15 protein-coding genes are annotated in these 19,850 nt (G+C 64.5%); 3 read left to right on the forward strand and 12 right to left on the reverse strand.

Translation table 11 applies throughout. The features are described 5' to 3' along the window. Window positions 1-12: 12 nt before the first annotated feature. The 5 genes from amoA to AC1IN8_RS02670 all read right to left on the reverse strand — a co-directional run bounded on the left by amoA (window position 13) and on the right by AC1IN8_RS02670 (window position 7,756). A complete protein-coding gene (gene amoA / locus AC1IN8_RS02650; protein WP_479757947.1) occupies window positions 13-762 on the reverse strand; it encodes an amonabactin biosynthesis protein AmoA in 750 nt (249 codons plus the stop codon). 20 nt (window positions 763-782) lie between these two features. Beyond that, entirely contained in the window at window positions 783-3,884 is a 3,102-nt protein-coding gene (gene amoF / locus AC1IN8_RS02655; RefSeq protein ID WP_479757948.1) for an amonabactin biosynthesis non-ribosomal peptide synthetase AmoF, read from the reverse strand. Next, the gene (amoB, locus tag AC1IN8_RS02660; RefSeq protein ID WP_479757949.1) at window positions 3,881-4,819 is read right to left on the reverse strand and encodes an amonabactin biosynthesis bifunctional protein AmoB; all 939 of its coding nucleotides are present in this window, start codon (window positions 4,817-4,819) and stop codon (window positions 3,881-3,883) included. The genes amoF and amoB overlap by 4 nt, the downstream gene beginning before the upstream one ends. A 23-nt stretch (window positions 4,820-4,842) precedes the next feature. Then, window positions 4,843-6,504, reverse strand: coding sequence for a (2,3-dihydroxybenzoyl)adenylate synthase (locus tag AC1IN8_RS02665; protein ID WP_479757950.1), 1,662 nt, complete (start codon window positions 6,502-6,504; stop codon window positions 4,843-4,845). Between the two features lie 76 nt (window positions 6,505-6,580). Then, window positions 6,581-7,756: an isochorismate synthase gene (locus AC1IN8_RS02670; RefSeq protein WP_479757951.1), complete on the reverse strand. Its 1,176-nt coding sequence runs from the start codon at window positions 7,754-7,756 to the stop codon at window positions 6,581-6,583. 322 nt (window positions 7,757-8,078) lie between these two features. Here AC1IN8_RS02670 and AC1IN8_RS02675 point away from each other — a divergent pair, with 322 nt between their 5' ends. Then, entirely contained in the window at window positions 8,079-8,630 is a 552-nt protein-coding gene (locus AC1IN8_RS02675) for a lipoprotein (protein WP_319913825.1), read from the forward strand. A gap of 147 nt (window positions 8,631-8,777) precedes the next feature. Next, window positions 8,778-10,775 carry a hypothetical protein gene (locus AC1IN8_RS02680; RefSeq protein ID WP_479757952.1) on the forward strand — a complete coding sequence of 666 codons (1,998 nt, stop codon included), beginning with the start codon at window positions 8,778-8,780 and terminating at the stop codon, window positions 10,773-10,775. 63 nt (window positions 10,776-10,838) lie between these two features. Here the strand turns inward: AC1IN8_RS02680 and glgC are convergent, their stop codons facing one another. Beyond that, a complete protein-coding gene (gene glgC / locus AC1IN8_RS02685) occupies window positions 10,839-12,113 on the reverse strand; it encodes a glucose-1-phosphate adenylyltransferase (RefSeq protein WP_025326674.1) in 1,275 nt (424 codons plus the stop codon). 187 nt (window positions 12,114-12,300) lie between these two features. Between glgC and AC1IN8_RS02690 the strand changes: the two genes are divergently transcribed. Then, the gene (locus AC1IN8_RS02690) at window positions 12,301-13,941 is read left to right on the forward strand and encodes an EAL domain-containing protein (protein ID WP_247626667.1); all 1,641 of its coding nucleotides are present in this window, start codon (window positions 12,301-12,303) and stop codon (window positions 13,939-13,941) included. Here AC1IN8_RS02690 and AC1IN8_RS02695 read toward each other — a convergent pair. The 6 genes from AC1IN8_RS02695 to hemH form a co-directional block, all read right to left on the reverse strand. Next, window positions 13,904-14,398 (reverse strand): hypothetical protein, encoded by a 495-nt coding sequence (locus AC1IN8_RS02695; RefSeq protein WP_139439436.1) that lies wholly within the window; start codon window positions 14,396-14,398, stop codon window positions 13,904-13,906. The genes AC1IN8_RS02690 and AC1IN8_RS02695 overlap by 38 nt on opposite strands. 172 nt (window positions 14,399-14,570) lie before the next feature. Continuing rightward, window positions 14,571-14,933 carry a DUF2750 domain-containing protein gene (locus tag AC1IN8_RS02700; protein ID WP_247626668.1) on the reverse strand — a complete coding sequence of 121 codons (363 nt, stop codon included), beginning with the start codon at window positions 14,931-14,933 and terminating at the stop codon, window positions 14,571-14,573. A 114-nt stretch (window positions 14,934-15,047) separates the two neighbouring features. Continuing rightward, a complete protein-coding gene (locus AC1IN8_RS02705) occupies window positions 15,048-16,676 on the reverse strand; it encodes a methyl-accepting chemotaxis protein (RefSeq protein ID WP_479757953.1) in 1,629 nt (542 codons plus the stop codon). A 163-nt stretch (window positions 16,677-16,839) separates the two neighbouring features. Then, window positions 16,840-18,144: an inosine/guanosine kinase gene (locus tag AC1IN8_RS02710; RefSeq protein ID WP_139439438.1), complete on the reverse strand. Its 1,305-nt coding sequence runs from the start codon at window positions 18,142-18,144 to the stop codon at window positions 16,840-16,842. A 185-nt stretch (window positions 18,145-18,329) separates the two neighbouring features. Further along, entirely contained in the window at window positions 18,330-18,722 is a 393-nt protein-coding gene (locus AC1IN8_RS02715; RefSeq protein ID WP_139439439.1) for an MAPEG family protein, read from the reverse strand. A gap of 64 nt (window positions 18,723-18,786) precedes the next feature. Then, a complete protein-coding gene (gene hemH / locus AC1IN8_RS02720; protein WP_025326668.1) occupies window positions 18,787-19,761 on the reverse strand; it encodes a ferrochelatase in 975 nt (324 codons plus the stop codon). Window positions 19,762-19,850: the final 89 nt, after the last annotated feature.

Raw genomic sequence — 19,850 nt, forward strand, 5'->3', positions numbered from 1 at the left:
GTTTCTCAAGCCTCAGGCACTCAGGGTGGCGCCGCCGTCGACGACCAGATCCTGCAGCGTGATGTGGCTGGCCAGATCCGAGGCCAGGAAGAGGACGGTATGGGCGATCTCCGCCGGGGTGGCTACCTTGCGCAGGGGGATGCCGAGCTTGAACTGCTCCGGCAACCCGGCAATGGTGCGGGCCATGGCCTCCTCGCTTGGCAGCATGCCACGCAGCATGGGGGTATCCGTCGAGCCCGGCGACACCAGGTTGGCGCGCACGCCGAAGGGGGCCAGCTCCAGCCCCACCGTCTGGGTCAGGCTGGTGACCGCCGCCTTGGAGGCGCAATAGGCCGCCATCTGCATGCGCGGCACATGGGCGGCGTTGGAGCCGATGGTGACGATGGCGCCGCGCTGCTGCTCCTTGAAGTGGGGCACCAGGGCCCGCAGCAGATAGAAGACGCCGCTGGCGTTGACCGTCATGCAGTCGTGCCAGTCGTCATCGCTCAGGGCGTCGGTGGGGCCGAGGCGCAGCACCCCGGCCCCGTTGACCAGCACATCGAGCCCGCCGTCCGCCAGCAGCGCTGCGCAGCAGGCGTTGACCGCCTTCGAATCGCCAATATCGAGCAGCCGGGTGGCATAGGGGTAGTCTGCTTCGGGAAATGCCAGATCCAGCCCCACCACGATTGCGCCGGCCGCCACGAACTGCGTCGCCACCTCGCGGCCGATACCGCGCCCGGCCCCGGTCACCCAGACCCGCTTGCCAGTGAAATCAAAGGCCATTGCTTGTTGCTCCTTATCCATCACCACACCATCTCCACGCTCTCTTCGTCCTCGGCAAGCAGGCCGTCGAGGAAACGGCAAAAGTCATCCAGGCGCGGGTGATCGAACACATCGGAAACCTTCACCTGCACCCCGAACTCGGCGCCAAGCCGGTTGACGATCTGGATGGTCTGCAGGGACTGGCCTCCCAGTTCGAAGAAGTTGTCGGCAGGCGCCATGGTGGCGAGCCCCAAGATCTGCTGCCATATGGCGCCGACCCGGTTCTCGGTCTCGCTGCCCAGGGTCAGGGCTTCGCCGCCCGCCTGGTAGGCGGCCAGCAGGGCCTTGCGATCCAGCTTGTTGGAGCCGGTGCGGGGCAACTGGTCATAGTGGCGATAGTCGGTGGGGATCATGGCGGCGGGCAGCACCCTGGCGAGCTGCGCCTTGATGACCCGGCTGTCGCGCTCCGGCCCCGCCACGAAGGCCACCAGCCGGCGCACGCTGCCGATGCTCACCCCCTGCACGCACGCCTCGTCCACCCCCGGCAGGGCCAGCAGCTGGGCCTCCACCTCACCGGGCTGGATGCGATAGCCACTTATCTTGAACTCGTTGTCGCGCCGGCCGAGGTAGACCAGCCGGCCGGCCACTAAGCACACCCGATCGCCGGTGCGATAGACGGGCATCAGCTCCGCGCCAACCCGCAGGGTGCCAAAGCTCCCTTGCACACCGCCCACGTAACCATTGGCCAGTTGTGGGCCGAGCAGCACCAACTCTCCTTCCTCGGCAGGTTGCTCCCCCGCCCCCAGAATGAGCGCCTGCATGCCGGGCAGCGGCAGGCCGATGGGCAACTGGGCCTGGCTCGGGTCTTCCTGTTGCAGCTCCTGGGTGGTCACCACCACGGTCGTTTCGGTGGGACCGTAGGTGTTGAAGAGGCACACATCGGAGCGGCCCTGACGCTGCCACTGGGCCAGCTGCTCGGGGTAGACCGCCTCGCCGCCGATGATGACGGTAGCCAGATTGGCAGGAATATGGGCCTGACCCGCCGTCAGCGCCACCACCCACTCGTTCCAGAAGGCGGTGGGCAGGTCGAGGTGGGTGATCCCCATCTGCTCCACCCCGGCCGCAAAGGCGGGCATGGATTCGAGCAGGGCGTCGGTACGCAGTACCAGGGTGGCGCCGGCGCTCAAGGTAGCGAACACCTCCTCGATGCTGGCGTCGAAGTTGAAGGGGGCGAATTGCAGCATCCGCGCCTCTTCATCCAGGTGATAACGGCAGCGGGCGGCGGCGGCGAAGTGATCCAGCGCGCCGTGGCTCACCGCCACCCCCTTGGGCAGGCCGGTCGAGCCCGAGGTGAACATCAGGTAGGCGACGGCACGGCCGGCGGCCGGCTGGTTGAGCCGATCATCGCTCACCAGATCCCCCGCCAGCAGCGTGCGCCCCTCAAACAGGCTGGCCAGCTTGTGACGGTACTCGGCCTGGGTGATCAGGGTCTTGACCTCCCCCAGCCGCAGAATATGGCCCTGGCGCTCCAGCGGCTGCTCGGGGTCGAGGGGCACATAGACGGCGCCGGCCAGCAGCACCGCCAGCTGGGCGAAGATGGCCTGGGGGGTGCGGGCCAGCATGACCCCCACCTTGTCGCCGGGGACGACGCCTGCGGCCTGCAGGGCGGCCGCCATCTGTTCGGCTCTGGCCAGCAGCGCCTCGTAGCTGAAGCGGACCTCTCCCTGCGCCGTGCTCTGAATCAAGGCAATCTTGTCCGGGGTCTGGGCGGCGAAGTGGCAGAGCGCCTCCAGCACAGGCCGCACCTGGAGAGCTTCATGGGCGGGGCCGGCGATCAGGGCGCTGGCTCGCTGCTCGGCCAGCCAGTCGGCCTTGAGCGCTCCCAGGGTCTGGGCGGGCTCGGCCAGCCAGCGTTCCAGCAGGGCAAACAGGGTATCGGCGATGGCCGCCAGATCGGCCTGCTGGTAGCAGTCGGGGTTGGCGTCCAGATCCAGGCGTGGCTGGCCATCGACGCCGACCTGCACCTCGATGGTGAGATCCTCCACCGGGCCGGCGCTGATGTTGAGAATATGGGCAGATAGCGGCCCGAAGCGGCGAGCGTGATCAAACGGCATGATGTTGACCAGGGGGCCGAACAGGCGTTTGTCTCCCCCCACCAGACCAAGGTCGCGGCGCAGCAGCTCGTAGCGGTAGTGCTGATGCTTGCGCACCCCGCGCTTGGCCTTGGCTACGGCGCCGGCGGCCCCCGCCAGATCCAGCCCCTCTTCGAGCTCCAGAGCAAGGGGGGTGATGTTCATCTGCATGCAGGGCACGGTCAGCGACGCCGAGCCGATGCGGTTCATCATCATCAGGCCGAGCAGGGTCTTATCCTGGCCGCTCGACAGCGACAGCTGGGCAGAGAGACCGGCCAGCAGCAGATCGGGCCAGCCCAGCTTGTGCTCGTCGGCAAAGCCGGTCAGGGATTGCCAGAGCGCCGCCGGCAGCGGACGGCTCTCGCGGATAAATTCGGCGGCAATCGGTGCGCGGGTCTCGCCAAAGGACTTCACCTCGGGCCAGCCTTGCAGCTGCTCCTGCCAGAAGGCGCGGGCGGCGGCGTTCTTGCCGCTCTGCTCGCGGCTCGCCTCTTCTGCCAGCACCTCAGCCAGAGAGCCGAAGGGGGATGGGGAGCCCATCTCACCGGCCAGTCCCTCTGCATACAGCTCGGCGATGCGCTGGAACAGCAGGGTGGTGCCAAAGCCGTCGAGGGCGATGTGGTGCACGCAACTGTAGAGGTAATCGCGGCCGGGGCCGCGCAGCAGGGCGAAGCGGCAGGGCGCCTCTTGGGTCAGCTCGAACGGGCGGCGCAGATCGGCCCAGGCCCAGGCGCGGGCCAGGGTCTCGTCGTCGCGCTCGAGGGAGACCTCTTCATAGGCCAGGGGCAGCTCGTGCGAGACGAAGCAGACCGCCTCCTTATCGTCTTCGAAGTGGCCCTTGAGCGCCTCGCACTCCCCCACCGCCTTGGCGAGGGCGGCCACCAGCACGGCCGCCTCGACCTTGCCGTCGAAGGCGATGCACTCGGCGGTGTTGAACATCGCCTTGTCGTCATTAAGCAGATGTCCGGACCAGAGCCCCTGCTGGGGGATGGTCAAGGGGAAGCGGTTCATGGGGTCACCTCCAGGGCCTGGGCTGCCAGTTTGGCCTCGATGAGGCGCCACCAACCGTTGAGGGTCGGCAGCTTGGCGAGATCCACGAAGCCGAGCTCCACCCCGGCGGCGCGCCACTCGGTGAGCAGGGCCATGATCCGCACCGAATCCAGGCCGTAGTCGATGAGGTTCTCGTCGGGGTCAAACTCCCCTTCGTCCTCGTCGATATGACTCAGCAGCCGCGCCTTGAGCCCCTCATACGTCAGCAACGGATTGGTCAGCAGCGGATTGGTGGACAACGGATTGCTCTGGGCGGCAGAAGCGGAGGCCAGGGCAAGGGCCAGCACCTCCTCGCAGGGGATCACCTTGCCGCAGCGGGTCGCCACGTAGTCGAGCGCCATCTGGTGATCGGCCAGGGAGAAGTCTGCCACCCCGTCCGCCAGGAAGAAGGGCTGGATGTCGCGCATGAAGGCGTCGCAGGCGGTCATCATGCAGCCGATATGGCCGTAGATGCCGCCGATGATCAGCTGATCCCGCCCCTGACTTTCAAGCATCTGCTCCAGCTCGGAGCGCTGGAAGGCGCTGTAGCGCCACTTGACCAGCACGGTGTCGTCCCGCTCCGGGCGCAGCGCCGCGACCACCTGCTGCAGCTCGGGGCTCTTGTTGAGCCCCGGGCCCCACATGTCGTTGAGCAGGGCGCGATCTTCGGGGGATTGATCCTTGGGCTGGGCGGTGTAGAAGACCGGGATGCCGAGGGCCTTGCACTGCTTGCGCACGGCGGCCAGGCGCTCGGTGAGCTCCGCAATCAGCGGGCTGTTTTTGCCATAGAAGGCGGTGAAGTACTCCTGCATGTCGTGGATCAGCAGGGCGGCGCGTTTGGGATCCAGAGACCAGTCGACCTTGTTGGCCTTCCACTGGCTGGGCATGGCGTAGTTGTTCAGGGTTGGGATAGCCATAACGTCATGATTCCTTTTTAGTTTTATGCTGTTGTCAGGGACTGGTTGGCGGCGATGGCGTGCGCAATGCGCGCCCGCAGTCCCTGCTTGTCAATTTTGCCCACCGCCGTCATGGGCAGGGCGTCCAGGGTTTCGAAACGGTCGGGCAGCTTGAAGTCCGCCACCCCGCGCTCGCGCAGAAACTTGCGCAAGGCCAGCGCCTTGAGACCCGGCTCTGTGGTGACGATAAAGGCGCAGCTCTTCTCCCCCATGGCGCTGTCGGGCATGGAGACCAGGGCCGCATGGGTGATGGCCGGGTGGTGCAGCAGCTGGTTTTCCACCTCCTCCGCCGCGATCTTCTCGCCGCCTCTGTTGATCTGATCCTTCTGTCGCCCGACCACGGTGAGGTAGCCATCGGCATCCTGTACCACCAGATCGCCGGAGCAGTAGAAACCCTCGCTATCGAACACCCGGGCGTTGTGGGCCGGGCTCTGGTAGTAACCGCGGAAGGTATAGGGGCCGCGGGTGTGCAGGGCGCCAGGCTCGCCGGGGGCGACCGGGTTGCCCGCCTCATCGAGGATGCGCACCTCGTCGTCCGGGCTCATGGGGCGGCCCTGGGTGTGAATGACCTTCTCGTCGGGGTCGTCCAGCCGGGTGTAGTTGACCAGCCCCTCCGCCATGCCGAACACCTGCTGCAGCCGGCAGCCGAGCAGCGGCCCTATCTTGCTGGCCACCGCCTCCCCCAGCTTGGCACCGCCCACTTGCAGCAAGTCGAGGCTCTCGAGCCGAGTGCGCGCAGCGGAGTCAGCTTCCGCGGCCTGCAGCCAGAGTGAGACCGCCGGCGGCACCAGCGAGGTGAGGTTGACCTGGTGGCGGGCGATCAGCGGGAAACAGCTGATGGGGCTGGGATCCGGCGCCAGCACCACGGCGCCACCCGCCTCGAACACCCCGAGCGCCCCGGGGGAGCTCAGGGGGAAGTTGTGGGGCGCCGGCAGGGCGCACAGATAGCGGGTATGGGGCCCCAATTCACAGATTTCATTGCTGCGGCGCACGCTGTAGAGATAGTCATCGTGGGTGCGGGGGATGAGTTTGGGAGTGCCTGTGCTGCCGCCGGAGAGCTGGAAGAAGGCCACCTCGTCTGCCGGGGTCGGGGCACATGTCACCGGCTCACTCTCACCCTGCTTCGCCAGCCAGCGGGTCAGCCCCAGCTCCCCTGCGTCGCCATCCAGCAGCACCAGTTCGGCGCCTATGGTCGTCAGCAGCTCGCTCTCGCGACCCTTGGTCGCAAACAGCGGATGAGCCAGCGAGCCGATAAAGAGGCGGGGTTTTATCTGCTCTGCGTAAGACACCAGCTCCAGCCGGTTGTGGCTAAAGAGCGCATTGACCGGCGCGATACCGGCCTTGAGCAGGGCGAAGAACACCAGATAGAACTCGGCCACGTTGGGGAGCTGCACCAGAGCGGTATCCCCCACCCCCAGGCCGTGGCGGGCCAGATTTGCGGCCAGCCGGCTCGAAGCGGCGTCCAGCTCGCCATAGCTGAAGCGGCGCTCGCCGCAGAGGATGGCGTCGGCATCGGGGGCCAGCTCGCACTGGCGCGCCAGCATGGCGGTCAGGGGCTCGCCGCGCCAGTAACCCTTGGCGCGGTACTGCTGGGCCAGCTCTTCGGGCCAGCGGGTATAGGGCAGGAAGCGGTTGGGCTCAGTCATGGCGCCACCTCCGGACTCAGGCCAAGGGCTTTCAGATTCGGCTGCCCGCTCGGCCAGCCCAGGTATTGAAGCTGGCTCATTGCGCCACCTCCAAATCCAGGCCCAGGGCTTTTAACATGGTCCCCAGCTTGGTGCCGGTCTCGGCCCACTCCATGGCGGGATCCGAGCCTGCGACTATGCCGGCGCCGGCGAACAGCTCCACCTGGTGGCCATCGAGCACCCCGCAGCGGATCACCACGGCCCACTCGCCGTTGCCCTGGCTGTCGCACCAGCCGACGATGCCGCTGAACAGGGCACGCCGGAAAGGTTCCTGCTCGCGGATAAACTTGCGAGCCAGATCCGTGGGATAACCGCACAGGGCCGGGGTGGGATGGAGCTGGCAGGCAAGCGACAACACTGAAGCATCGCTGCCGTGCAGCCGGCCCGCTATGGGGGTGCCCAGATGCCAGAGGGTGTCCGTGCTCATCAGGGAGGGGTGGGAGGGGATCGCCAGCTCGCGGCAGTGAGGCGTCAGCACCCGGCGGATCTCGTCGATCACCAACTTGTGTTCATGCTGATCCTTGCGAGAAGCCAGCAGCTCCCGGGCCACCGCCTCGTCCTGCGCCGGTTCGCTCGCCCGTCTGGCGGAGCCCGCCAGCGGGTGGGTGAACACCTCTCCCCCGCTGACCCGCAGCAGCAGCTCCGGGCTGGCGCCGAGCAGGCGGCGGCCCTGACCGAGCGGCAGGGAGAAGTGGAAGGCGTGGGGATTCTGGGCCATCAGACGGGCCAGCACCCGCTTAGGGTCGGCGGGCTGATGCAGGGTAAGGGTGAGCTTGCGTGACAGCACCACCTTGGCGAGCTTGCCTTGGGCGAACGCATCCAGCGCAGCACTCACCGAGGCCTGGAATTCGCCAGACGCCGGGGTGCTCTGCACCGAGATGACACTGTTGGTCTCGGCGGCCTGCTCTGCCGCCTGTGCCAACGGGACAGGACGATCGCCCCGCTCATAGCGGCCGGGCACATAGAGACAGGAGGCTTCCGCCGGGTCGAAGGCGAAGGCGCCGATCAGCAAGGGATTGGCCTGGCCGGCGGCCCTGGCAGCAGCCAGCGCGTCGGCAATCTGCTGTTCTAGCAAAGGCCATTCACAGGCGGGGGTGGTGATGGGTTGCCCCAGATCAGTGGCACTGATCGCGCCCTGACCCGAGGTAAACAAGAAATCAGGCGACATCTTCGCCTCGGCAGGTGCGCCATTTTCCATTACTCGAGTATTCACGTTACACCCTCAAAGAAGATTCAAAATGATAATGATTATCAGTTTGACTTTGTGCGGCGGTAAAATACTCGCTTTGAAATCACGGGGTCAATGGGATTTTGAGTCGATAAAACAGGGGCTTTTCTGTGGATATTGGTGCCATGGCGCCGTGGCGGGCCTGCTGGCGCAGGGGATGACAACGCTACTCGAATGAACACGAATTGCCATCCCCATATGGGGGATGCGACAGAAACGGGACGAGGGAGCCCCCACTGGCGGCCGACCCGCTTTGCCCCTAAGATGGCGCCATCCGTTGTTGCCACCCATTTGATGGAACCTTCCCATGTTAAAGCACCTGCTTCTGCTCCCCTTCGCCCTGCTGCTGGCGGCCTGCTCCCTCACCCAGTACAGCGTCAGCGAGGGCGAGATCAACCAGTACCTCAAGGAGCGAGTCGCCTTCGAGAAACAGCTGGGGATCCCCGGCATCATGTCGAGCAAGATCCGCCTGGACGACATGGAGAGTCGCATCGGTCGCAACCAGACCGACAGGGTCGAGCTGGATGCCGCCGGCGATCTGCAGGTCGCGAGCCCCCTTGGCAGCCAGCAGATGAAGATCCGCCTCTCCCTCAGCGCCCGCCCGGACTATGTGGCGGAGCAGGGCGCCATCTACCTGCGTGACCTCGAACTCATCTCGGTCAAGACAGAGCCGGCCGACGTGGGCGCCGCCCTCACCCCGCTGCTGCCCACCTTCAACCAGTCCCTCTCCCTCTTCCTCTCCCAGACCCCCGTCTATCGGCTCGATGGCAACCGCAAGAACGAGGCGCGTATCAAGGAGAAGGTCGAGGCCCTCAAGGTGGAACCGGGTCGCCTGGTGATCCCCTTCAAGCTGATGTAACCCCTGCCGCCGCGCCCCCCTATTCCCGGGACCCGGGGCGCGGTTTTTCGCTTCTAAAGTTCCTTCCCTTGCCTCATAATGCACACCATTCTCATTTAGATTCATGAGAAGCGTCATAATAAAATCAAACATATGGGTGAAAAGGACATGAGAAAGACCGTACTGGTGCAGGCGATCGCCTGTGCACTGCTCAGCAGCGCCGCGCACGCTGCCGTCAAGGTGGAAGACAAGACCTTCAACACCGCCGCCAGCATGCTGGCCTATACCGAATTCGAACTCTCCGGCGAGCCGCTGGCCGAGGCCCTGGGGCTGGATCTGGACGTGCTGGACGCCAACCGCGCCGATGAGCCGACCCCCTTCGACTTCGCCGCCGGCATCGAATCCTACGAGTATTCCGAAGAGGCGATGTACGCCCTCAACTACCAGTCCGGCATGGGCCCGCACCTGGTGAACGGGCCGCAGAACCTGGCCCGTGGCGGCACCCTGGCCGACCTTGGCAAGCGGGTGCTGGCCATGGCCGACGCCGTCGGCTTCCCGGCCGATGAAGTGCCCCAGGGCATGTATCCCCTCTCCCTGCCCTACGCCTCCGCCAATCCGGAGTTCGCCCAGGCGGTGAACGCCGCCCCGGTCAACGGTGATCAGCTCACCATCAAGACCGCCAAGGGCACGGAAAAATCGGTCAAGACCCAAGTGCCGGCCTACTTCCGCGACTACGCCACCCTGCGCTGGAGCGGCAGTGACAACCTGCTGGTGCCGGCGGCCGTGGGCGGCATCCTGCTCAAGGAAGTGATGTGGTCCCAGGACTTCCTCGGCGGCATGCACGTGGCCGAGAGCGATGAAGAGGTGGAAGCCGCGTCCGCCACCATGGATCAGGATGGCAAGCACAAGCTCGGCGTCTCCGCCGCCGACGGTTTCAACGGCATGATGCTGACCGAACAGTCCATCGACAAGCTGGCCATCATGCAGAACCAGCTCGGCTTCGACGGCAAGCAGCTCGGCGCCAAGATCAGCCCCCAGTACGATCCGGCCAAGGGGGTCGTCTACTTCCCCCATCAGGTGAAAGTGACCGAGACCAGCAAGAATGAGGTCGGCGCCATCGGCAAGCTGGAGGTGGTGGATGGCTCCGCCCAGCTGCGCGACGCCTGGATGCTGTTGTGGCCGCTCTCCGAGTTCTACGCCTTCAGCGATCAGCGCACGGCCAACACCAACCAGAACCCGGCCTTCCACGCCGTGTTTGACGGCGCCCCGTTTGCCGCGGCCCCGGCCGCCAACAAGGCCAATGATCTGGGCAAGGCGGTGGCGGGCAGCGATGCCTTCTCCCTGGCGCTGAATCTCTCCAACCTGACCTTCAAGAACCTGACCGCCCTGCACTTCGAGCCCAAGGCCGGTACCCTGGTGGACAGCTGGCAAGGGGGCAAGCAAGGCACTCACGTCACCACCTTCGACGCAGCCTACGCCCTGGTCGCCCTGCAGATCTTCCAGCGCGCCCAGGATGCCCTGCCGGTCGGTTACGCTGCCGGTGACAATGGCGAGCTGAACCTCAAGACCAAGCAGGGTCAACAGGCGCTCGAGCTGGTACGCAAGCAGGCTGACTTCATCCTCGGCAAGCTGGTGGGCAAGAACGGCCTGGTCCACGACGGCCTGACCCTGGGCGGAGCGCTGGACGCCGGTCAATCCATGGAGGCGCAATTTGCCGCCATCCGTGGCCTGACCGCCGCCTTCCTGGCCACCTCGGATGCCAAGTACCGCACTGCCGCACGGGATCTCTTCATCGCCACCGACAAGGCCTACTTCAATGCCAAGGCGGGCACCTGGCTGGCGGGCAAGCAGGGTGAATACACCCCCTGGACCCAGGCCGCCATCTCCGGCGCCCTGCGCTCTGCCATGCTGAACCTGCGCAACGAAGGGGCCGAGAAGGCGCCCGAGCTGGAGCTGGCCAAGCTGACCGGCCAGTACGTCAGCTGGTTCCGTGGCACCGTCAACGGCGGCATGCAGATGGCCGAGTGGGTGGGTGACTCCGGCGAGAACGTCATCGACGGCGCCGGTGGTGACACCGACGAAGACGGCGTCCCCCAGGTGACCGCCGCCGGTGGCAAGCACGGCACCGCCATGGTGATGGCTGGCAAGGCCATCGTCAGCGAATAAGTCGGCGATGACCGCATGAAAAAGGGAGCCGCTACGGCTCCCTTTTTGTTGGTCTCGATCTCATCAGGCGAGCTTGGCCAGCATCTCCTTGGTCACCAGCACTATGCCCTGCTCGGAGCGGTAGAAGCGACGGGCATCCTCGTCCGCGTTCTCCCCCACCACCAGGCCATCGGGCAGCTTGCAGCCCTTGTCCACTACCACCCGGCGCAGGCGGCAGCCCGCCCCCACTTCGACCCCGGGGAAGATCACCGCCTGATCCAGGGTGCAGAAGGAGTGCACCCGCACATTGGTGAAGAGCACCGAGTTCAGCACGAAGGAGCCGCTGACGATGGAGCCGCCCGCGAACATGGAGTTGATGGTCATGCCGTGCTGGCCGTTTCTGTCCTGCACGAACTTGGCGGGGGGCGACATGTTCTGGCTGGTCCAGATGGGCCAGTTCTCGTCATAGATGTCGAGCTCGGGCACCACGGAGGCGAGATCCATGTTCGCCTCCCAGAAGGAGTCCAGGGTCCCCACGTCGCGCCAGTAGGGCTTTTGTCCCTCCTTGGCCCCGACGCAGGAGATGGTGAAGGGGTGCGCAAAGGCCTTGCCCTCTCCCACGATGCGCGGGATCACGTCCATGCCGAAGTCGTGCTTGGACTCCTGGTTGTGGATGTCCTCCTCCAGCAGCTGATAGAGGTATTCCGCATCGAAGATGTAGATCCCCATGGAGGCCAGGGAGACCTGGTCATTGCCCGGCATGGCGGGCGGGTTGGCCGGCTTCTCCACGAAGGCGCGGATCTTGCGCTGCTCGTCGATGTCCATGACCCCGAAGGCGGACGCCTCCGCGCGCGGCACCTCGATGCAGGCCACCGTCACCTTGGCGCCGAGGCGCACGTGATCCAGCAGCATGGCGGCGTAGTCCATCTTGTAGATGTGATCCCCCGCCAGCACCACTATGTATTTGGGGCCGTAGTCACGAATGATGTCGACGTTCTGGTAGATGGCATCGGCGGTTCCGCGATACCAGTGCACCTCGTCCACCCGCTGCTGGGCAGGCAGCAGATCGATGAACTCGTTCATCTGATAGCGCAGGAAGGACCAGCCGGATTGCAGGTGGCGCAGCAGGCTGTGGGACTTGTACTGGGTGACCACACCCACCCGGCGAATGCCGGAGTTGATGCAGTTGGAAAGCACGAAATCGATGATGCGGAACTTGCCGCCGAAATGGACGGCAGGCTTGGCGCGATTGTCGGTCAACTGCTTCAGGCGACTACCGCGTCCCCCTGCGAGCACCAAGGCCATACTCTGATTCAATAGTTGCCGTGCTTTGGCTGTGTCTACGGGTTCTAGCAACATATCTACCTCTGCTCTGTTGGGGCTGTTTTCAACCCATCTTCGCTTTTTTTGCGAACTGTGAAAGTGTTTTCACTCACATTTAGTCGCTTTCCGACGGCCCTTTTCATGGAGTTGCGTGAGTACTCAAGCGTTGTGCCGGCGGCTTGGTTAGAATTTCTACATCATGAGCATCATCAAGGATGAAACGATGTTGAATAAACATGAGGGAAATCTGCTGCTGGTCAGTGCCCTGGTCTGCATTCCCATGCTGTTGCTGCAGGGGCTCTGGCTTGCGCCTCCGGCCTCCCCCCTCACCCTGCTGCTGGTCCTGATGACCACCCTCATCGGTTTTGCCCTGCTGCTCTTTCTGACCCACAGCGTGCGCAAGGGGGAGCGGGAGAGGCAGGAGCAGCGCTGGCTGCTGGCGCTGCAACAACGGGATCCCGCCATGCTGGAGAGTCCGCAGGCACAAACGGCGCTACGCCAGCTGCTTGCCTCCTTCAGTGAAGCCGAACTCGATGCACATCGCCAGATAAGCGAGCTGCAGCAGCAGGCGACCCAGGACGAGATGACGGGCCTGCGCAACCGCCATGCGTTCAGGCGCGATCTCACCGAGCTGCTGCTGCAGGAGACGACCCAGACCGCCATCCTGGTGCTGATCCGCGCCACCGAGCTTGCCCGCCTCAACGCCCAGCGTGGTTTCCAGTCCGGGGATGCCTACATCAGGGATATTTCCAACCTCATCAATCTGGTGGTCAACCGCTTTCCCGGGCACCAGGTCTATCGCATCTCGGGCTCTGATTTTGCGGTGCTGCTCCCCTCTGACATCAACATTCCACCCCATTTGCTGGGGCAGGAGTTCAAGCGGGCCTTCGATCACTATCATCGGGAGCGGGAACTGGAAAACGTGGCCTACACAGGGCTGACTCAGCTCTCCCGCGCGCAGAATATCGAGGCTATCCTGGCCCGCGCCGATCTCGCTCTGGCACGGGCCCAGACTGAAACCATCAACGGCTGGGCCATCCAGCAGCATGATCACTCCAGCAACCTCCATGGCCAGCAGCACTGGAAGAGAGTGCTGGAGGATCTGCTGTCCCAGCCGGACTGCATCACGCTCTACAGCCAGCCGGTGCAGTCGTTCAATCGGGACATGGTGCCCTACCAGGACATCTCTGCCCGCTTCAGCAATCGAGAGGGCATACAGCTCCCCACAGACACGCTCTTTGCCATGGCACAGCGACTGGAAATGCTGATGCGGCTGGAGCAGATGCTGATCACCCATGTCATGCGCCAGTATCGCGCCTTCGACCAGCAGCCCCACCGCTGGGGGATCAACCTCTCCATCTGCCTGTTGCAGAACAGCGCCTTTTTGATCTGGTTTGATCACCAGCTGCAAAAGGATGCGAACATCAGCGCCAATCTGGTCTTCGCCCTGGATGAAGAGCACCTGAAACACAACATGGTCGGTGGAAAGCGGCTGTTTGAACTGCTCAGGCGCCATGGCAGTCGCTCCACCATTCGCAACTTTGGCAAGGGAATGGACTCCTTCACCCTGCTTCATGAGCTGAGGCCGGATTATGTGAAGCTGGATCCGCTGCTGCTTGGCACCCTGGAACGGGACATCGCCAACCAGCAGTTCGTGCGGATGATAGTCGACGTCTCCCATCGCATGGGCTGTCTGGTGATAGCGGAAGGGGTGGAGGAGCTCGGTCAGAAGCAGTTGTTGCAAGGCATGTATGTGGACGGATTGCAGGGGTATCTGATAGCACGGCCCCAGGAGCTGAGGCCCGACATTCCCCATCCGGGGATCTTCACTGGGGACGTTTCAACTTCAGCAAGGTCAGAATGATGTCATTGAGCTGGCGATAGCGCTCCAGCTCCTTCTGATCGTAACGGGTCGCCAGCATGGTCGGGTTGTGGCGGTTCTTGAGGTAACGGTTTATCTGCAGGCGATTGAAGCCGGCCACCTTGTAGACCTGTCCCAGCAGAGCATTGAGCTCTTCGTCATCCAGCCCGGCCCGGGCCAGATAGTCCTCCTGGGACGGGCTCTCCAGCTGGCAGCTCTGCTTGTCGAGGTGGCCACTCTCCTGCAGGTAGGCGAGCCACTGCTCCACATAGAGCGGCTTGCAACCGGCCAGCAGATCGAAATAACCCACCGCATCGCAGCGGCAGCCGGTCAGCAGCACCAGGGCCAGGGCGTCGCTGTCGCACTGGAAGGTCACGGGACCGCTCTGGCCCCAGTCCAGCGCCTGCACCCGGATCCGGGCCCGCGCGCCCGCCGCTGTGGTCACGTCAAAGACAAACATGGCACCTCCCGATCGGCAAAGGGTTGATGATGACCCATCTCGGCGACGGGTGCAAAGCCAAATCGCCTGCCCAGCGTGGCACCCTGCCGGCCATAAAAAAAACCGACGGCCTCGCAGCCGTCGGTTCTGGTCTCGGCGATGGCCCGCGTCGGGGCCATCAGTGCAGCACGGTTCAGGCGTCCAGCTCAACCAGCGCCTTGGCCAGCTCGATGGGCTCGAGCTCCTGGCCTTCCAGATCGGCGTTCCAGTTCGGGCCGACCAGCACATCGTCTTCGTCCAGATCGTTGACCCAGATGTCGAGGAACTCTTCCAGCTCGATCACTTCCGGCTCGTAGTCCGCCCACTCGTCCACGCAGTGCAGACGGGCATCGCCCTCGGCAGACCAGAGCGGCATGACGTCGGCATCTTCGAACTCGGCGGAGCGACACACCACCCAGTCTTCACCGTAACGCAGACCCCACACCTGACCCGACTCGCGGACTTCTTCGATGAACAGCTGGAAATTGGCGTCAAGATTGTCAGTTAGTTTGCTCATGGGGGTCTCTCTCTTGCAGGCGGTCGGCCAACGCTGGCCAATAATGGGGCTGATGGTGTCCCAAAAGCCCCCCAGACTCAAGCCTTATCCCCAAAAAGGCGGGGATAAGCGCCATCAGGTACGATATTGGGCGACCAGGGCCCCCAACTCATCGCAGGAGAGCGCCAGCTGGCTTGCCGCCTGCTCGGTCAACCGGTTCTGGGCCAGGGCATCCGCCGCCAGCTCGGTGATGGCCACCAGCCGCTGGTTGATCTCCTCGGCCGCCCGGCTCTGCTCGGCGGCGGCGGTGGCGATCTGGCTGTTCATGGCATTGATGGTGTGCACGGATCCATCGATGGCATGAATGGCGCCGTCGGCGTCACCTGCCCGGTCCGCGGTCGAGCGGGAGAGTTGCTGCAACTGGGTGATGCCGCTGACCACCCGGCCCGCCCCCTCCTGCAGCCGCTGGATCATCTGCCGGATCTCGTCGGTGGAGCTGTGGGTGCGGGTCGCCAGGGTGCGCACCTCGTCGGCCACCACCGCAAAGCCGCGCCCCTGCTCCCCGGCCCGGGCCGCCTCGATGGCGGCGTTGAGGGCCAGCAGGTTGGTCTGCTCCGCCACCCCCCGGATCACGTCGAGCACCGAGCCAATCTGCTGGGTCTCCTGCTCGAGCCGGCTAACCGCCTGCACCGTCTCCACCATCTCGTCCGCCAGCTGGCTGATGGTCTCCCGGGTCTGGGCCACCACCTGGCGCCCGTGCCGGGCGAGGTTGAGCGCGGAGTCCGCCGCCTCTGCAGCCTGGGCCGCGTGCTGACCCACCTCCCGGCTGCTCACCGTCATCTGCTCCATGGCGCTGGCCACCCGCAGGGTGTCCTGCTCCTGGCCGGTGACGATGGCGCCTGTCCGATCGACGACCTGGGCCAGCTGGTGCGCCTGCTCCCGGTTCTGGGCCGTGATCTGCTGGCTGCGCCCCACCAGCTGCGCCATCTGGCCGGCGAAGAGGTTGAAGTTGACCGAGAGCTGGCTCAGCTCGTCCCGGCCCGACTCCGGCAGCCGAAAACGCAGATCCCCCTCCCCCCTGGCGATGTTGCCGAGGGCCGATACCGACTGGGAGAGCGGCGCCACTATGCTGCGCACTATGAGTCCGACCACGGCAAACAGCAGGAGGGCCAGCACCAGGCCTACCCCGAGCAGGGTCCGCAGCACCTCCTGATACTGGGCTTCGACGTCGTCCACATAGACGCCGGTGCCGATGATCCAGTCCCAGGGGGCGAAGCGCTTGATGTAGGAGATCTTGCGCACCGGCTCCTCCACCCCGGGCTTGGGCCAGTAGTAGGCCACCTCCCCGGCCCCCTGCGCCCGCGCCAGATCGGCGAAGGCGACGAACAGCCTGAGCCCCTGCTTGTCCTCCACCCCGGAGAGATCCTTGCCGTCCAGCTCGGGTTTCATGGGGTGCATCACCATGGTGGGGTGGCTGTCGTTGATCCAGAAGTAGTCATCGGCGCCATAGCGCAGCCCCTTGATCAGCGCGAGGGCCTCGGCCTTGGCGCTCGCCTCGCCCAGCTCTCCCTTGCGCACCCTGGCCTCCAGCCCCGCCACCAGGCTGTAGGCGGTGTCCACCTGGGCCCGGGTCTGGCGGCTCTTCTCCCCCATCAGCCCCTGATGATAGATCTGCAGGCAGAAGAACAGCAGCAGTCCCAGCAGCGCCAGCACCATCAGGGTCACCAGCGACAGGCGCCGACCGATACTCCATTGTCTCAACATACCCCAGCCCCGCAGCAGCTACATATCCTTAACACAAGGTATGCCGCCACGACGCGCCCTGTCCACGATGTCAGCAAAAGCAGTGCCAAAAACATGATCCAGCCCCAAAAACAAGAAAGGGTGCCACTGGGCACCCTTTCTTGTTGTCGACCGGATGACGGGATCACCGCTCCCAGTACACCTCTTCCAGGCTGTCTTCCTTCTCCGGCAGGCCGCGGGAGAGACGCGGGCTGCTCTGGGCCAGCACCTCGTAGCTCACCCGGTTGGCGTACTTGCACACCTGGGCCAGGGAGGAGTAGGTGAGGAACTCGGAGAGGTGCTTGGCGGAGTTCGGCACATTCATGCGGTGATAGGCGTTGGCCACCATGTCGTGCAGCACGGCGGACAGGGCACCGTCCCCGGCGCCATTGGTGTTCTTGATCTTCTCCGGGCCGCCCATGTAGGGGGAGATGTGGGAGTAGATCCGCGCCGGCTTGCGGCACTTCTCGCGGGCCATGGGGCGGCTGAACTCATACATGTTGAACTCGGGGATGACCCCGGGCAGCAGGGTATGGGTGGTCTCGCGCTTGTAATCCTCGTCGGTGTAGCTCGCCATGTAGAGGCCGATGGGACCGGCGGTGCAGAGCACCATGTCGGCCCAGTCCAGCGCCTTGTCGGCGGCGCCGAGCGGGTCTTTGATCCCGGTCAGGGCCTCGGCTTCGTCCTCGTTCATGGCGAGCACGGTCACGTTCTCGCTGATGAAGTCACGCCACCACTGGGGGTTCTCGTCGATGACGAAACGGGTGCCCAGGGTCAGCACCACGGGCACACCGGCCTCGCGGGCATAACGGACCGCAGCCATGGCGGCCTCCTTCATGGGGGTGCCGTCGGCACCGCGCACCAGGTAGGCGGTGATCACCAGGGCGGAGGAGTCCTTGATGATGGCCTCCGGGATGTGTGCCACGTCCAGGTGGTCCATCTTGCCGGCGTTGATGCCGAAGCTGCGCTCTCCCCCTTCGGTGATGAAGGTGAAGCAGCGACCGACCGGGCCGTCCACCGGCTGCAGGTAGTCGAGGTTGACCCGGGACGAGGTGTTGCACAGATAGCGGTAGGCGTAGCTGCCGATGCGGATGTCCTGGCTCATCACCCCGAGCAGGATGGAGTGGGAATCCGCCAGCACAGAGTAGTTGTGCATGGTGTTGCCTATGGTGCCGCCGGCAAATTCGCTCACCACCATGTTGTTGGCCTTGAGCTCTTCATAGACCCGCTCGGCCACGTCGTCGGAGATGAGCATGGAGTGGCCCTTGCTCAGGCCGTACCGGTTCAGAAAGTCCTCGTCCACATGGGCTTCGATATCCACCAGAGTCTGATCTATGCCCACCACATAGGCCTTGCCCAGTTCGGTGAGCTGGGGATTTTGCGGGATCAGGGGATCACGCCTGTCGACCGGGAAGTAGTGTTTGGACTTGCGCTGACCGGGAAATTTCATGGCAATCTTCTGTGCTCTGGGGGAAAGAGGGGCGGGATTTTAACACAATCCACCCCGCCGAAAAGTCGCACGATTAAATTTTGAGGTCAGTATAGGCAAGGGTTTGCGAGGAAAACGTTTGATCTTTCCCCATCAAAAAACCACCTCGCGCTGAGGTGGTTTTTCGCACTCAAGTGGCCCGGGCCTCAGCCGAATGACAGCCCCTGCACCAGCGCCAGCACCGAGAAGAGCCCCAGGGCCAGCCAGAAGAACAGGGTGCCGAAGAGCCGTGGCTTGTTCGGCGCCTTTGGGATCTGGATGCCGATGGCGTGCAGGATGCGCCCCACCAGCAGCAGCAACCCACCCAGGTGCAGCCAGAGCGCCCCCACCCCGGCCAGTTCGCACAGGGCCATCAGCAGGAGGGTGAGCGGCACGTACTCGGCGAAGTTGCCGTGGGCACGGATGGCGGAGAGCATCTCGGGCGCCTCCCCTTCCCCTATCATCACCTTGAACTGGGCACGGCGCTTGACCACCCAGAACGAGAGCAGCAGGAACAGGAGCCCCAAGAGGCCTGCGTAGATCAGCGTGATATGCATCATCAAGACACTCCTTTATCGTTGAACCCGAACACCAGGCGCGCATAGTCGCGACCGTGAAGACCCCTCACGCCAGCTCGCGGCAGATCAGCGACACCATCATGCGGATGTGGGCCTGATCGCTGTTGAGGGCCGGTATGTAGTGGAACTGCTCTCCCCCCGCGTCCATGAAGACGGCGCGGTTCTCGACCTGGATCTCCTCCAGGGTCTCGAGGCAATCCGCCGAGAAGGCCGGGCAGATCACATCGAGCCGCTTGACCCCTTGTTCTGCCAGCTGGGCTATGGTGACGTCGGTATAGGGCTTGAGCCACTCCTGCTTGCCAAAGCGGGACTGGAAGCTGGCGCTCCACTGCTCGGGGGACAGACCCAGCGCCTCCGCCAGCAGGGCGGCGGTGCGGCGACACTGGTGACCGTAAGGATCCCCTTCGTCCTCGCTGCGCTGGGGAATGCCGTGGAAGGACATCAGCAGGTGCTCACCCTGGCCCTGCTGCTCCCACTGGCGACGCACGCTCATGGCCAGCGCCTGAATGTACTCGGGGTGGTTGTGGTAGTCGCGGATCAGGCGCATCACCGGCAGGTGGCGCTCCTTCTTCATCACCCGGGCCCAGCCGTCGAACACGGCGGCCGTGGTGCTGGCGGCATACTGCGGATAGAGCGGCAGCAGTATCACCCGGTTGACCCCCTGGGCCTTGAGCGCCTGCCAGCCCTCGTCGAGGGAGGGCGAGCCATAGGTCATGGCCAGCACCACGGGCACATCGACCCCTTCCCGCTTGAGCTCCTGCTCCAGCGCCGCCCGCTGCCGCTGGCTGATGGCCATCAGGGGCGAGCCCTGCTCGGTCCAGACCTGCTGATAGAGCTTGGCGACCCTGGGGGCCCGAAACGGCAGTATGGCGAAGGTCAGCAGCGGGGCCCACAGCAGGCGAGGTATCTCGACCACCCTGGGGTCCTGCAGGAACTGACTGAGAAAGGCCTTGACGGCCGCCGAGGTTGGCGCCGCTGGGGTCCCAAGATTGACGAGCAAGATCCCGGTTTTCGTGGTCACGTTAGCGTCCTGTCGTGGGGTGTTTGTCGTGCTTGTGATAATGCAAGAAAGGGCCCTGTATGGACCCTTGTCTCAATGTCGTTGCCCCT

The sequence above is a fragment of the Aeromonas sp. 130281 genome, assembly GCF_056642115.1.

Coding starts and splice junctions, on each gene's coding strand:
- AC1IN8_RS02665 (WP_479757950.1), bottom strand. CDS start 6,504: ATGACTGAGCCCAACCGCTTCCTGCCCTATACCCGCTGGCCCGAAGAG.
- glgC (WP_025326674.1), bottom strand. CDS start 12,113: ATGTTGCTAGAACCCGTAGACACAGCCAAAGCACGGCAACTATTGAAT.
- AC1IN8_RS02675 (WP_319913825.1), top strand. CDS start 8,079: ATGTTAAAGCACCTGCTTCTGCTCCCCTTCGCCCTGCTGCTGGCGGCC.
- AC1IN8_RS02705 (WP_479757953.1), bottom strand. CDS start 16,676: ATGTTGAGACAATGGAGTATCGGTCGGCGCCTGTCGCTGGTGACCCTG.
- AC1IN8_RS02680 (WP_479757952.1), top strand. CDS start 8,778: ATGAGAAAGACCGTACTGGTGCAGGCGATCGCCTGTGCACTGCTCAGC.
- amoB (WP_479757949.1), bottom strand. CDS start 4,819: ATGGCTATCCCAACCCTGAACAACTACGCCATGCCCAGCCAGTGGAAG.
- AC1IN8_RS02695 (WP_139439436.1), bottom strand. CDS start 14,398: ATGTTTGTCTTTGACGTGACCACAGCGGCGGGCGCGCGGGCCCGGATC.
- amoF (WP_479757948.1), bottom strand. CDS start 3,884: ATGAACCGCTTCCCCTTGACCATCCCCCAGCAGGGGCTCTGGTCCGGA.
- AC1IN8_RS02690 (WP_247626667.1), top strand. CDS start 12,301: ATGTTGAATAAACATGAGGGAAATCTGCTGCTGGTCAGTGCCCTGGTC.
- AC1IN8_RS02710 (WP_139439438.1), bottom strand. CDS start 18,144: ATGAAATTTCCCGGTCAGCGCAAGTCCAAACACTACTTCCCGGTCGAC.
- AC1IN8_RS02700 (WP_247626668.1), bottom strand. CDS start 14,933: ATGAGCAAACTAACTGACAATCTTGACGCCAATTTCCAGCTGTTCATC.
- AC1IN8_RS02715 (WP_139439439.1), bottom strand. CDS start 18,722: ATGATGCATATCACGCTGATCTACGCAGGCCTCTTGGGGCTCCTGTTC.
- amoA (WP_479757947.1), bottom strand. CDS start 762: ATGGCCTTTGATTTCACTGGCAAGCGGGTCTGGGTGACCGGGGCCGGG.